We start from the raw sequence: 13863 nt of genomic DNA on the forward strand, positions 1-13863 counted from the left end.
CTGCTTTGTAAATGAGAGCTTCCCATGACTGAGCCACTGCGCATCGTCTTTGCCGGCACCCCGGAATTCGCCGCCGAACACCTCAAGGCCCTGCTCGACAGCCCTTACGAGATCGTCGCGGTCTACACCCAACCGGACCGTCCGGCGGGTCGCGGGCAAAAGCTGATGCCGAGCCCGGTCAAGCAGTTGGCACTGGAAAACAACATCCCGGTGCTGCAACCGCCAACCCTGCGCAACGAAGACGCTCAAGCCGAACTGGCCGCGCTGAAACCGGATTTGCTGGTGGTGGTCGCCTACGGCCTGATCCTGCCGCAAGTGGTACTGGATATTCCGCGCCTGGGTTGCATCAACAGCCACGCGTCGTTGTTGCCACGCTGGCGCGGTGCGGCACCGATCCAGCGCGCCGTTGAAGCCGGCGACAGCGAAAGCGGCGTGACCGTGATGCGCATGGAACTGGGCCTCGACACCGGGCCGATGCTGCTCAAGGTCACCACGCCGATCAGCGCTGAAGACACCGGCGGCAGCCTCCACGACCGCCTGGCGGAACTCGGCCCACCGGCGGTGATTCAAGCCATCGCCGGCCTCGCCGCCGGCACGCTGGAAGGCGAAGTGCAGGACGACAGCCTCGCGACCTACGCACACAAATTGAACAAGGACGAAGCGCGCATCGACTGGAACCGTCCGGCCATTGAGCTGGAACGTCTGGTCCGCGCCTTCAATCCATGGCCGATCACCCACAGCACGTTGAATGGCGAAGCGCTGAAAGTGCTGGCCGCAAACCTCGCTGAAGGCAAGGGCGCACCAGGTGAAATCCTCGGCGCCAGCAAAGATGGCCTGCTCGTCGCCTGCGGTGAGCAAGCGCTGTGTCTGACCCGTCTACAATTGCCCGGCGGCAAGGCGCTGAACTTCAGCGATTTGTTCAACAGTCGTCGTGAGAAATTCGCCGTCGGCACCGTGCTCGGTCAAACGGCGGACGCTCAATGAATCCACGTCTGGCCGCCGCCAAGGCACTTGCTGCAGTTCTCAACGGAAAAGCCTCACTCAACAGTTCGCTGCCGACACAAATGGACAAGGTCGAAGACCGCGATCGCGGCTTCACCCAGGACCTGGCGTTCGGCACCGCGCGCTGGCAGCCGCGTTTGTCGGCGCTCGCGGCCAAGTTGCTGCAGAAGCCGTTCAAGGCTGCCGACGCCGATGTCGAGGCGTTGCTGCTGGTCGGTCTCTATCAACTGCTTTACACCCGCGTCCCGGCTCACGCCGCCATCGGCGAAACCGTCGGTTGCGCCGACAAGCTGAAGAAGCCGTGGGCCAAAGCCTTGCTCAACGCCGTGTTGCGCCGCGCCCAACGTGAAAGCGAAGCGCTGCTGGCCGAGCTGGAGCACGACCCGGTGGTGCGCACCGCTCACCCGCGTTGGCTGCAAAAATCCCTGAAAGCGTTCTGGCCTGAGCAGTGGGAAGCCATTTGCGCGGCGAACAACGCGCATCCGCCGATGATTCTGCGGGTCAACCGTCGCCATCACAGCCGCGATGCCTACTTGGGGCTGCTGACCGAAGCGGGCATCGCCGCCACGGCGTGTGTTTACAGCCGGGACGGCATCATTCTCGACGCTGCCGCCGACGTACGCAGCCTGCCGGGCTTCGCCGAAGGCTGGATCAGCGTGCAGGACGAAGCGGCGCAACTGGCCGCCGACCTGCTCGACCTGGCGCCGGGCCAGCGAGTGCTCGACGCCTGCTGCGCACCGGGCGGCAAGACCTGCCACATCCTCGAAGCCGAACCTGCACTGGCCGGCGTCGTGGCAGTGGATCTGGAAGCCAAGCGTCTGGTGCGTGTGCGAGAAAACCTCGCACGCCTGGGCCTGAGCGCCGAACTGATCGCCGCCGACGGCCGCGACACTGCTACCTGGTGGGATGGCAAACCGTTCCAACGCATCCTGCTCGATGCGCCATGCTCGGCCACCGGCGTGATCCGTCGTCACCCGGACATCAAGCTGACTCGCCAACCGGATGACATCGCCGCGCTGGCAGTGCTGCAAGGCGAATTGCTGGATGCCATGTGGATAACTCTGGAGGTGGGCGGGATTCTGCTTTACGCCACCTGTTCCACGTTGCCGACCGAGAACACCGAAGTCATCGAAGCCTTCCTCGCCCGCACGCCGGGCGCCCGTGAGCTGGACCTCGCCACCACGGCCGGCATCAAGCAGCCCCACGGTCGCCAGTTGCTGGCACAGGAAGGCGGCCACGACGGGTTCTATTACGCCAAGCTGATCAAGATCGCCGCCGCGCGCGGTTAACCGGATTTCAAGGGAGTGACTGGATGAAAATCATCATCCTCGGCGCAGGGCAGGTCGGCGGTTCGCTGGCGGAACACTTGGCCAGCGAGGCCAACGACATCACCGTGGTCGACACCGATGGCGAACGCCTGCGCGACCTTGGCGATCGCCTGGACATCCGCACCGTGCAAGGCCGCGGCTCGCTGCCGACGGTGCTGCGCCAGGCCGGCGCGGATGACGCCGACATGCTGGTGGCGGTGACCAACAGTGACGAAACCAATATGGTCGCCTGCCAGGTCGCCCACACCCTGTTCCACACCCCGACCAAGATCGCCCGGGTGCGCGAAGCGGCGTACCTCACGCGCTCCGAGCTGTTCGACAACGAAGCGATTCCGGTGGATGTACTGATCAGCCCGGAACAAGTGGTCACCAACTACATCAAGCGCCTGATCCAGCATCCTGGCGCGTTGCAGGTGATCGACTTCGCCGAAGGCAAAGCGCAGCTGGTCGCGGTGAAGGCGTACTACGGCGGACCGCTGGTGGGTCAGCAACTGCGTCAGTTACGTGAACACATGCCGAATGTCGAAACCCGCGTAGCGGCGATTTTCCGCCGTGACCGGCCGATTTTGCCTCAGGGCGATACGGTGATCGAGGCGGACGACGAAGTATTTTTCATCGCCGCCAAGGCGAATATTCGCGCAGTGATGAGCGAAATGCGCCGCCTCGATGAGAGCTACAAGCGCATCGTCATCGCCGGGGGCGGACAGATCGGTGAGCGTCTGGCCGAGGCCATCGAAAGCCGGTATCAGGTGAAGATCATCGAGATGAACCCGGCCCGCTGCCGCCATCTCTCCGACACCCTCGACAGCACCGTGGTCCTGCAGGGCAGTGCCTCCGACCGCGACTTGCTGATGGAAGAGAACATCGCCGACGCCGACATCTTCCTGGCGCTGACCAACGACGACGAAGCCAACATCATGTCGTCGCTGCTGGCCAAGCGCCTGGGCGCGAAGAAGGTGATGACGATCATCAACAACCCGGCTTACGTCGATTTGATCCAGGGTGGCGACATCGACATCGCCATCAGCCCGCAACTGGCGACCATCGGCACCTTGCTGGCCCACGTGCGGCGCGGCGACATCGTCAGCGTGCATTCATTGCGCCGTGGTGCAGCGGAGGCCATCGAGGCGATTGCCCACGGTGATGCGAAGTCGAGCAAGGTGATTGGCAAGGCCATCGAGAACATCGGTCTGCCGCCAGGCACCACGATTGGCGCGATCATTCGTGATGAAGAAGTGATCATTGCCCACGATGACACGGTGATCGCGGCGGGCGACCATGTGATTTTGTTCCTTGTGGATAAGAAACATATTCGGGATGTGGAGAAGTTGTTCCATGTCGGCCTGAGTTTTTTCTGATCCGAAGGCCTCTTCGCGGGCAAGCCTCGCTCCTACAGGTTTTGCGCGATTCCCTGTAGGAGCGAGGCTTGCCCGCGAAGGCGATTCCGAAGCTCACCCATAAACCGAGGTGCACCATGATCGAATCCCTGGAAAAAATGCTCGCCAAGGGTGTGGATAACTCATTGCTGCGCTTCGGTCTGGGCAAGGGTTATCTCGATCTTGGGGAAAACGCCAAGGCCGCCGAGCATTTCCAGCGTTGCGTCGAATTCGATCCGAAGTATTCAGCGGCCTGGAAGCTGTTGGGCAAGGCCCATCTGGCGCTGGCGGACTATCCGGCCGCGCGTCAGGCGTGGGAGCAGGGTCTGGAAGCTGCTCGTGCTCACGGCGACAAGCAGGCGGAGAAGGAGATGACGGTGTTCCTGAAGAAACTTGAGCGCCAGGCGCACTGATCAGAGGTAGCGCAGGCCGATGCCGTCAGCGTCTACCAGCACCACTTCCATGCGAACCCGCGGCGCGCCTGTGGGTAAATCCTGTACCTGACCATAGACCACCGCGCCCTTGGGCAACGCCGACAAGCCCGGATGCTTGACGTAGACGCCTGTGGTCGAGAGATTTCGGGTCTGGCCGAGGCATTCGCCGAAGCTTTCGTGACTGATCTTGATACGAAACGATTTGCGGTGTTCGGACATCTTCTGCGCCCTTTTTATGAACAGTTGTGGATAACCCTGAACCTGTAGGAGCGAAGCTTGCTCGCGAAGGCGATATCACATCCAACATCAATGTTGAATGTAATGGCCTTTTCGCGAGCAAGCTTCGCTCCTACAGGTTCAAGTTATCCACAGATCATGCCAATCAACTCAATACCAGCGCTCTTCGCCTGGCGGCCGCTTCTTGAAGCGTTTCATGCTCCACAGATACTGGCTCGGATAAGCGCGCACATAGCGCTCGACCACTTGGCTCATCGCCGCGCAGGACGTCTCGGTATCCGTGCTGTACATCGCTTCCGGCGCCGCTTCGAGAATCACCTTGTAGCCCGAACCGTCCGGCAGCCGCAGGGCGTGCAGGAACACGCCGACCGCTTTGCCGCCTGCCAACATGTTCGGCACAAACTTGCTGGTCAGCGCCTGAGTGGCAAAGAACGGCACGAAGATCCCGGCGGATTCGGCCGGTTCCGGGTCAGCGGGAATGCCCACTGCACCACCTTTGCGCACTTCCTTGATGACGCTGAGGATGCCTTCCTTGGTAGAGGCGGCGACCCTGTTACCCAGTTGCACCCGCTGCTTGCGCAGCAATTCATCCACAGCCTTGAGCTTTGGCGGACGATAGAAAATGATCGGTTTGCACTGGCTGCAATAGAAGTGGTTCAACACTTCCCAGTTGCCGAGGTGGCTGGTGATGCCGACCACACCTTTGCCGGAGGCGAGGGCGTCTTTCAAGACGTCGAGCCCTTCAACTTCGCGCACCAGATCGATGGAACGCTGCGCCGGCCAGATCCACGCGCAGGCACTTTCGGTCAGCGACTTGCCGATGTCTTTCAGACTCTGGCCGACCAGACGCTCGCGCTCGGCAGGGTCCATCTCCGGAAAACACTTGGCCAGATTGATCCGTACCACGTCGCGGGAACGGTTTGGGGTTTTCCACATTACCCAGCCGATGGCCGAGCCAACCGTCTGCACTGCTCGCCAGGGAAGCAGGGCAAACAGCCGCAGAGCGCCTACCAGCAAGGCGCCTTTCAACTTATCCACAGGTCACTCCTGATCTTGTGCTGTGCGCGAGTCGGCTATTCTAACCGCCGTTCGTCAACGTCGCGTAGCGATCGCAATCCTGGGTGTGGTCCATGACCATCCCCGAAGCCTGCATCAGCGCGTAGCAAATGGTTGGGCCGACGAAAGTGAAGCCGGCTTTTTTCAGGCCTTTGCTCATCTCCACAGCGACCGGCGTAACCGCCGGCACTTCGGTGCGATCTTTGAAATGATTGATCACAGGCGTACCGCCGACGAAAGACCAGAGAAACTCGACCGGGTCTTCAAGCGCCAGCCACGCCTGGGCATTGCGCCGGGCGGCGTTGAGTTTGAGGCGATTGCGGATGATCCCGGGGTCGAGCATCAATTCATCGATTTCGGCGTCGCTCATTTGCGCCACGCGCTGTACATCGAAGCCGAACAGCACCTCGCGATATCGCTCGCGTTTACGCAACACGGTGATCCAGGAAAGGCCGGCCTGGAACCCTTCGAGCAAAAGCAACTCGAACAATCCCTGCGCATCGCGTAGCGGCGTGCCCCACTCCTGGTCGTGATAAGCCATGTACAGCGGATCTTCGGAACACCAAAAGCAGCGTGGCATAAGGCTCCAGGGGGCGTGCGCAGCAATGAATCGGGTATACTCCCGCTCTTTAAATCGCAGCCCAAGAAACAGGTGAATTTCGTGAGCCAGCCTACGCCAGCCGTGCGTACCTTCCAAGACTTGATCCTCGCCCTCCAGCAATACTGGGCCGAGCAAGGTTGCGTGGTACTTCAGCCCTACGATATGGAAGTAGGCGCCGGGACTTTCCACACTGCCACGTTTCTGCGCGCTATCGGCCCGGAAACCTGGAACGCCGCTTATGTGCAGCCCAGTCGTCGCCCGACTGACGGCCGCTACGGCGAAAACCCGAACCGTCTGCAGCACTACTACCAGTTCCAGGTAGTCCTGAAGCCGAACCCGGACAACTTCCAGGAACTGTACCTGGGCTCCCTCAAGCATGTCGGCCTGGACCCGCTGGTCCACGACATTCGCTTCGTCGAAGACAACTGGGAATCGCCGACCCTGGGCGCCTGGGGTCTGGGCTGGGAAGTCTGGCTCAACGGCATGGAAGTGACGCAGTTCACTTACTTCCAGCAGGCGGGCGGCATCGAGTGCTACCCGGTCACCGGCGAGATCACTTACGGCCTCGAGCGTCTGGCCATGTACCTGCAAGGCGTGGACTCGGTCTACGACCTGGTCTGGGCTGATGGTCCGTTCGGCAAAGTGACCTACGGCGACGTGTTCCACCAGAACGAAGTGGAGCAGTCGACCTACAACTTCGAACACGCCAACGTCGAGAAGCTGTTCGAACTGTTCGACTTCTACGAAAGCGAAGCCAAGCGCCTGATCGAACTCGACCAGCCGCTGCCGTTGCCGAGCTACGAAATGGTGTTGAAGGCGTCCCATACCTTCAACCTGCTGGATGCGCGCCGGGCGATCTCCGTGACTGCGCGTCAGCAATACATTCTGCGTGTGCGCACCCTGGCGCGTTCCGTTGCGCAAGCCTACCTGCTGGCTCGCGCCAAGCTGGGCTTCCCGATGGCGACCCCGGACCTGCGTGACGAAGTACTGGCCAAGCTGGAGGCTGCACAATGAGTGCTCAAGATTTCCTGGTTGAACTGGGCACCGAAGAACTGCCACCCAAAGCCCTGAACACCTTGGCAGAGGCGTTTCTTGCCGGTATCGACAAAGGCCTGCAAGCCGCTGGCCTGAACTACGAGACCAAAACCGTCTACGCCGCGCCGCGTCGTCTGGCTGTGCTGATCACCGCGCTGGCTACCCAGCAACCGGATCGCAGCATCAACCTCGACGGCCCGCCACGTCAGGCGGCGTTCGATGCCGAAGGCAACCCGACTCAAGCGGCACTGGGTTTCGCCAAGAAGTGCGGTGTAGAGCTGAGCGAAATCGATCAGAGCGGTCCGAAACTGCGCTACAGCCAGAGCATCGCCGGCAAGCCGACCGCGAGCCTGCTGCCGACCATCGTCGAAGACTCGCTGAATGACCTGCCGATCCCGAAGCGCATGCGCTGGGGTGCGCGCAAGGAAGAATTCGTTCGTCCGACCCAATGGCTGGTCATGCTGCTCGGTGACCAGGTCATCGATTGCACGATCCTCGCCCAGAAGGCTGGCCGCGATTCCCGTGGTCACCGCTTCCATCACCCGGAAAGCGTACGCATCACCTCGCCGGCCAACTACCTGGCCGACCTGCGTGCCGCTTACGTTCTGGCCGATGCCAACGAGCGTCGCGCGATTATCAGCAAGCGCACCGAAGAACTGGCGACGATGCAGGAAGGCACGGCAATCGTTCCGCCAGCCCTGCTCGACGAAGTGACCGCGCTGGTTGAATGGCCGGTGCCGCTGGTGTGCTCGTTCGAAGAGCGTTTCCTCGACGTGCCGCAAGAAGCGCTGATCACCACCATGCAGGACAACCAGAAGTATTTCTGCCTGCTGGATGCCGACGGCAAGTTGCTGCCTCGTTTCATTACCGTGGCCAACATTGAAAGCAAAGACCCGCAGCAAATCATCGCCGGTAACGAGAAAGTGGTTCGCCCACGCCTGACCGACGCCGAGTTCTTCTTCAAGCAAGACAAGAAGCAGAAACTCGAAGACTTCAACCTGCGCCTGCAAAACGTGGTGTTCCAGGAAAAACTCGGCAGCGTCTACGACAAGGCCGAGCGCGTATCCAAGCTTGCTGCGTTCATCGCGCAACGCATTGGCGGCAACGCGGCATGGGCTTCCCGTGCCGGCCTGCTGTCCAAGTGCGACCTGGCGACCGAGATGGTCGGTGAGTTCCCGGAGATGCAAGGCGTCGCCGGTTACTACTACGCCCTGAACGATGGCGAGCCGGAAGAAGTCGCGCTGGCGCTGAACGAGCAATACATGCCGCGCGGTGCCGGTGCAGAACTGCCGACCACCCTGACCGGTGCGGCCGTGGCCATCGCTGACAAACTCGACACGCTGGTCGGTATCTTCGGAATCGGCATGCTGCCAACCGGCAGCAAAGACCCGTATGCCCTGCGCCGTGCTGCACTGGGCGTATTGCGCATCCTGATCGACAAGAAGCTCGACCTCGACCTGAACGACGCCGTGGCCTTTGCCGTGAATGCGTTCGGCGCCAAGGTCAAGGCTGCTGGCCTGGCCGACTCGGTACTGGAATTCGTGTTCGACCGTCTGCGTGCCCGTTACGAAGATGAAGGCGTGGACGTTGCGACTTACCTGTCGGTTCGTGCCCTGAAGCCAGGTTCGGCGCTGGACTTCGATCAGCGCGTACAAGCGGTGGAAGCGTTCCGCAAATTGCCTGAAGCGGCGGCCCTCGCTGCAGTGAACAAGCGCGTTTCGAACTTGCTGAGCAAGGTCGAAGGTTCTGTTCCTACAGTCGTTGAAGCCAAGTACTTCGACAACGCCAACGAATTCTCCCTGTACTCGGCGATTCAACAGGCAGACCAAGCGGTTCAACCGATGGCAGCTGCGCGTCAGTACAGCGAGTCGCTGGCACGTCTGGCAGCCTTGCGCGAGCCTGTGGATGCTTTCTTCGAAGCCGTCATGGTCAACGCTGAAGATGCCAAGGTCCGTGCCAACCGCTATGCGCTGCTGGCGCGTCTGCGTGGCTTGTTCCTCGGCGTCGCCGATATTTCGTTGCTGGGGTAAGACTGTTTGAAACTGCTGATTCTCGATCGGGACGGGGTGATCAATTACGACTCCGACGCTTACATCAAGTCGGTGGAGGAGTGGAATCCGCTCCCCGGTTCGATCGAAGCCATCGCGCAGTTGAGCAAGGCCGGCTGGACGGTAGCGGTCGCTACCAACCAGTCGGGCATCGCTCGCGGCTATTACGACGTCGCCACCCTGGACGCCATGCACGAGCGGTTGCGCTCGTTGGTGGCGGAGCAGGGCGGTGAAGTCGGGCTGATCGTCTATTGCCCGCACGGGCCGGACGAAGGCTGCGATTGCCGCAAGCCAAAACCCGGGATGCTGAAAACCATCGCCACGCATTACAACGTATCGCTGACTAATCTATGGTTCGTCGGCGACAGTCTTGGTGACCTGGAAGCCGCCAAAGCCGTCGATTCTCAGCCAGTTTTGGTAAAGACCGGGAAAGGCGAAAAGACTTTGGGCAAAACCCTACCGGTAGGCACTTTGATTTTTGACGATCTCGCGGCGATTGCCGCAGAACTTATCCACAATTAGAGCGTTTTCGAGATTCCTGACCAAGGATTGATCGGGAGTGCGCTTTATATAGACGGGCAGAGCCCGCACGGTAAACGTCGCCATGTCGATATTGCAGGCCATCAGAACCTTCCTCTTTTACCTGCTGCTGGGCACCAGCTCCTTGCTTTGGTGCAGCCTGAGCTTTTTTATCGCGCCTTTTCTGCCGTTCAAGGCGCGCTATCGTTTTATCAACGTGTACTGGTGCCGTTGCGCCTTGTGGCTGAGCAAAGTCTTTCTGGGCATCAGCTATGAAGTGAAAGGTGCCGAGAACGTGCCAGACCAGCCCTGCGTGATTCAGTCGAACCACCAGAGCACCTGGGAGACGTTCTTCCTCTCGGCCTATTTCGAGCCGTTGAGCCAGGTACTGAAACGCTCATTGCTGTTTGTACCGTTCTTCGGTTGGGCCATGGCCATGCTGCGGCCGATCGCCATTGATCGCGACAACCCCAAAGCCGCGCTCAAGCATGTGGCGAAGAAGGGCGACGAACTGCTGAAGGATGGCGTCTGGGTATTGATATTCCCTGAAGGAACGCGGGTCCCTTACGGCACCATCGGAAAATTCTCACGAGGTGGTACGGCGTTAGCCGTCAACGCCGAACTACCGGTGCTGCCGATTGCGCACAATGCCGGCAAATTCTGGCCGAAAACCGGTTGGGCGAAGAAGCAGGGCGTCATCACTGTGATCATCGGCGAACCGATGTACGCCGAAGGCAGCGGCCCACGCGCGATTGCCAACCTCAATGACCGGGTTCAGGCCTGGAATGAGCAGATGCAACGGGAAATGGGCTCGCTCCCACCCGCTCCGCAAGCGCCGGCTGCCAATGATCAGATGGCTGTCTGAGAATCTGTGGATAACCTGTGTACCGTTTTGCTGAAAAGTAGCGTATTTAGTTTGTAGGCTTATGATTTATATACATATTTCCTAAGCTCATAAAATATGGAAAAAGGTGCATAAGTTTTTTTCGGACGTAAAAAAACCGGCTGATATAGCCGGTTTTTTTATGCGTGCGAATTGAGCAGCGAGGCTTAGCTGATAACTGGAGCACGCCAGTCATCAGAACCGGAAGTACCACAGGCTTCGTGAGTCCAGGTGATTTTTCGGTAGGTGAAATACACGTCTTCGAGATGCGTAAAGTGGGCCATATTGGGATCCTGGCAGCTTGGCATTCTTGTCTGCACATCTACGATCACTGCGTCTTCCAGCTCGATGCTGAAGTAATGTTCCTGTTTCCCCGCCGACGAAGTCCGATACCAAGCGATATGGCAGCTATTCAACACTTCTCCGCTCGTTAACGCGTTAAAAATCAACGGTGATGATTTATCAAATACCTTTGAGATCATCAACGGCTTATGCACACGCTGGCCCGTTGGCTGACCCGATTGGGGATCTCTCGGAATGATAATTTGGTGACTGAATGCCTGGACCAGGATTTGGTCTTCGTGCCCCTCCTGATAGACGTTACCAACCGACTCCGGAGTAAATGTCCCGGCAGTGATCATCCCTTGCCGATTTCCATTTATAACTAAATACGCGGGTGTTGGCATAACTGCATTCCCTGTTCGATATCCCAAAAATGATAGCTCCCGTCAGTCATACACTTGACGAAGAGGCTGTAGGATAAAGAGCACTCGGGATAGCGTATGTAGGACTTATCTGTGAGGCTCCGAGGTAAAACGCCTGCGTTCCATACGATTTGGCACCGCCGCTGAAGGGCGAAATAGCGTAATAAAAAAGGCCAGCGCAATGCGCTGGCCTTTTTTATTTTTGGCAATTCCGCTGGATCAGAAGTCCAGGTTGGAAACCGCCAAGGCATTGCTTTCGATGAAGTCACGACGAGGTTCGACCGCATCACCCATCAGGGTGTTGAAGATCTGGTCCGCGCCAATGGCGTCTTCGATGGTCACTTTGAGCATCCGGCGCTGGCTTGGGTCCATGGTGGTTTCCCACAGCTGATCCGGGTTCATTTCACCCAGACCTTTGTATCGCTGGATGGTGTGACGCTTGGTGCTTTCAGCCATCAGCCATTCAAGGGCTTCCTTGAACTCAGTGACCGGCTTCTTGCGTTCGCCACGCTGGATGTACGCGCCGTCGTCCAGCAGGGTGCTCAGCTGAGCGCCCAGGGATACGACAGTCCTGTAATCGTTGCTGCCGAAGAAGTCGCGGTTGAACGTGACGTAGTTCGACAGGCCGTGGGAGATCAGTTCGACCTCTGGCAGCCAGACGTTACGTTCACGGTCTTCACGCAGGCTGGCCTTGTAGACCAGGCCAGACTTCTCGACGGTGCGCAGACGGACTTCATACTTGGCCAGCCAATCCTGCATCGCTGCGTGATCGGACAGTTGCTCCATGCTCACTGCTGGCAGGTAGATGAAGTGCTCGGTCAGTTCCTGTGGGTACAGGCGCGACAGACGCTTGAGGGTCTTCATCACCAGACGGAAGTCGTTTACCAGGCGCTCGAGGGCTTCGCCGGAGATACCCGGGGCTTCCTCGTTCAGGTGCAGGCTCGCATCTTCCAGGGCCGACTGCGTCATGTACTCTTCCATGGCGTCGTCGTCTTTGATGTATTGCTCTTGCTTGCCTTTCTTGACCTTGTACAGCGGTGGCTGAGCGATGTAGATGTAGCCACGCTCGATCAGCTCTGGCAGCTGACGGAAGAAGAACGTCAGCAGCAGTGTACGGATGTGCGAACCGTCGACGTCAGCATCGGTCATGATGATGATGTTGTGGTAGCGCAGCTTGTCGATGTTGTATTCGTCGCGTCCGATACCGCAGCCCAGCGCGGTGATCAAGGTGCCCACTTCTTGCGAAGAGATCATCTTGTCGAAGCGCGCCTTCTCGACGTTGAGGATCTTGCCCTTCAACGGCAGGATGGCCTGGGTTTTACGGTTACGCCCCTGCTTGGCGGAGCCGCCAGCAGAGTCACCTTCCACGAGGTACAGTTCGGAAAGGGCAGGGTCTTTTTCCTGGCAGTCAGCCAGTTTGCCCGGCAGGCCGGCGATGTCCAGCGCGCCTTTGCGGCGGGTCATCTCACGAGCCTTACGTGCTGCTTCACGCGCACGTGCCGCGTCGATCATCTTGCCGACGACCAGTTTGGCTTCGTTCGGGTTTTCCAGCAGGAAGTCGGAGAAGTACTTGCCCATTTCCTGTTCGACCGCGGTCTTCACTTCGGAAGAAACCAGCTTGTCTTTGGTCTGGGAGCTGAACTTCGGATCCGGCACCTTCACCGAGATGATCGCGGTCAAGCCTTCACGGGCGTCATCACCGGTGGTGGCAACCTTGTGCTTCTTGGCCAGGCCTTCAGCTTCGATGTAGGTGTTCAGGTTACGCGTCAGAGCGGAACGGAAACCCACCAGGTGAGTACCGCCATCACGCTGCGGGATGTTGTTGGTGAAGCACAACAGGTTCTCGTTGAAGCTGTCGTTCCACTGCAGGGCGATTTCCACGCCGATGCCGTCTTCACGCTGGATGTTGAAGTGGAACACCTGGTTGACCGGAGTCTTGTTGGTGTTCAGGTATTCAACGAACGCACGCAAGCCACCTTCGTACTTGAACAGCTCTTCCTTGCCGCTGCGCTCATCCTTGAGGACGATGCCGACACCGGAGTTGAGGAAGGACAGTTCACGAATCCGCTTGGCCAGGATGTCCCAGCTAAAGTGGATGTTCTTGAAGGTTTCAGCCGATGGCTTGAAGTGAATCTGGGTGCCCGTGGTTTCGCTCTCGCCAACGATTTTCATCGGCTCTTGCGGGACGCCGTGGACGTAAGTCTGTTCCCAGATCTTGCCGCTGCGGCGAACGGTCAGGACCAGTTCCTTGGACAGTGCGTTCACTACCGAAACACCTACACCGTGCAGACCGCCGGATACTTTGTAGGAGTTGTCGTCGAACTTACCGCCGGCGTGCAGCACGGTCATGATGACCTCGGCTGCCGAAACGCCTTCTTCTTTGTGTACGTCTACCGGGATGCCACGACCGTTGTCGCGAACGGTGATGGATTCGTCCGGGTGGATGATGATGCTGATGTCGTCGCAATGGCCGGCCAAAGCTTCGTCGATCGAGTTATCGACCACCTCGAACACCATGTGGTGCAGACCGCTGCCATCGTCGGTGTCACCAATGTACATACCGGGACGTTTGCGTACGGCATCCAGGCCTTTCAGCACTTTAATGCTCGTTGAGTCGTACGTATTTTCTTCGCTCAATGC

The 13863-nt window shown here is 59.2% G+C and carries 13 protein-coding genes; 8 read left to right on the top strand and 5 right to left on the bottom strand.

From position 1 onward, the window contains the following. Positions 1 to 24: 24 nt before the first annotated feature. The 4 genes from fmt to ACYZUC_RS20125 all read left to right on the top strand — a co-directional run bounded on the left by fmt (position 25) and on the right by ACYZUC_RS20125 (position 4119). On the top strand, positions 25 to 984 hold the full coding sequence (gene fmt / locus ACYZUC_RS20110; RefSeq protein ID WP_461989914.1) for a methionyl-tRNA formyltransferase: 960 nt from the start codon (positions 25 to 27) through the stop codon (positions 982 to 984). Next, complete coding sequence (rsmB, locus tag ACYZUC_RS20115) at positions 981 to 2291, top strand: 16S rRNA (cytosine(967)-C(5))-methyltransferase RsmB (protein WP_461989916.1); 1311 nt, start codon at positions 981 to 983, stop codon at positions 2289 to 2291. Before fmt ends, rsmB begins: the two co-directional genes overlap by 4 nt. A 23-nt stretch (positions 2292 to 2314) precedes the next feature. Further along, on the top strand, positions 2315 to 3688 hold the full coding sequence (trkA, locus tag ACYZUC_RS20120) for a Trk system potassium transporter TrkA (RefSeq protein WP_008027578.1): 1374 nt from the start codon (positions 2315 to 2317) through the stop codon (positions 3686 to 3688). A gap of 116 nt (positions 3689 to 3804) precedes the next feature. Next, complete coding sequence (locus tag ACYZUC_RS20125) at positions 3805 to 4119, top strand: tetratricopeptide repeat protein (RefSeq protein ID WP_008027576.1); 315 nt, start codon at positions 3805 to 3807, stop codon at positions 4117 to 4119. On the opposite strand, the gene ACYZUC_RS20130 is transcribed toward ACYZUC_RS20125, so the two are convergent. The 3 genes from ACYZUC_RS20130 to tag form a co-directional block, all read right to left on the bottom strand. Further along, complete coding sequence (locus ACYZUC_RS20130) at positions 4120 to 4359, bottom strand: PilZ domain-containing protein (RefSeq protein ID WP_008027574.1); 240 nt, start codon at positions 4357 to 4359, stop codon at positions 4120 to 4122. 168 nt (positions 4360 to 4527) lie between these two features. Continuing rightward, positions 4528 to 5415 carry a lysophospholipid acyltransferase gene (locus tag ACYZUC_RS20135; RefSeq protein ID WP_223413987.1) on the bottom strand — a complete coding sequence of 296 codons (888 nt, stop codon included), beginning with the start codon at positions 5413 to 5415 and terminating at the stop codon, positions 4528 to 4530. A 40-nt stretch (positions 5416 to 5455) separates the two neighbouring features. Beyond that, positions 5456 to 6013, bottom strand: coding sequence for a DNA-3-methyladenine glycosylase I (tag, locus tag ACYZUC_RS20140; protein WP_207284998.1), 558 nt, complete (start codon positions 6011 to 6013; stop codon positions 5456 to 5458). 81 nt (positions 6014 to 6094) lie between these two features. On the opposite strand from tag, the gene glyQ reads away from it, so the two are divergent. From glyQ to ACYZUC_RS20160, 4 genes are all read left to right on the top strand, one after another. Beyond that, positions 6095 to 7048: a glycine--tRNA ligase subunit alpha gene (gene glyQ, locus ACYZUC_RS20145; RefSeq protein WP_003213601.1), complete on the top strand. Its 954-nt coding sequence runs from the start codon at positions 6095 to 6097 to the stop codon at positions 7046 to 7048. Then, a complete protein-coding gene (gene glyS, locus ACYZUC_RS20150) occupies positions 7045 to 9099 on the top strand; it encodes a glycine--tRNA ligase subunit beta (protein ID WP_461989919.1) in 2055 nt (684 codons plus the stop codon). Before glyQ ends, glyS begins: the two co-directional genes overlap by 4 nt. 6 nt (positions 9100 to 9105) lie before the next feature. Beyond that, positions 9106 to 9639 carry a D-glycero-beta-D-manno-heptose 1,7-bisphosphate 7-phosphatase gene (gene gmhB, locus ACYZUC_RS20155; protein ID WP_461989921.1) on the top strand — a complete coding sequence of 178 codons (534 nt, stop codon included), beginning with the start codon at positions 9106 to 9108 and terminating at the stop codon, positions 9637 to 9639. A gap of 82 nt (positions 9640 to 9721) precedes the next feature. Then, on the top strand, positions 9722 to 10501 hold the full coding sequence (locus ACYZUC_RS20160; protein ID WP_461989923.1) for a lysophospholipid acyltransferase family protein: 780 nt from the start codon (positions 9722 to 9724) through the stop codon (positions 10499 to 10501). Between the two features lie 185 nt (positions 10502 to 10686). Here the strand turns inward: ACYZUC_RS20160 and ACYZUC_RS20165 are convergent, their stop codons facing one another. Both ACYZUC_RS20165 and gyrB read right to left on the bottom strand, forming a co-directional pair. Further along, positions 10687 to 11205, bottom strand: coding sequence for an Hcp family type VI secretion system effector (locus ACYZUC_RS20165; RefSeq protein ID WP_461989925.1), 519 nt, complete (start codon positions 11203 to 11205; stop codon positions 10687 to 10689). A gap of 237 nt (positions 11206 to 11442) precedes the next feature. Next, the gene (gene gyrB, locus ACYZUC_RS20170) at positions 11443 to 13860 is read right to left on the bottom strand and encodes a DNA topoisomerase (ATP-hydrolyzing) subunit B (protein ID WP_461989926.1); all 2418 of its coding nucleotides are present in this window, start codon (positions 13858 to 13860) and stop codon (positions 11443 to 11445) included. Between the last annotated feature and the right edge of the window lie 3 nt (positions 13861 to 13863).

The organism is Pseudomonas sp. GT1P32 (assembly GCF_054897805.1).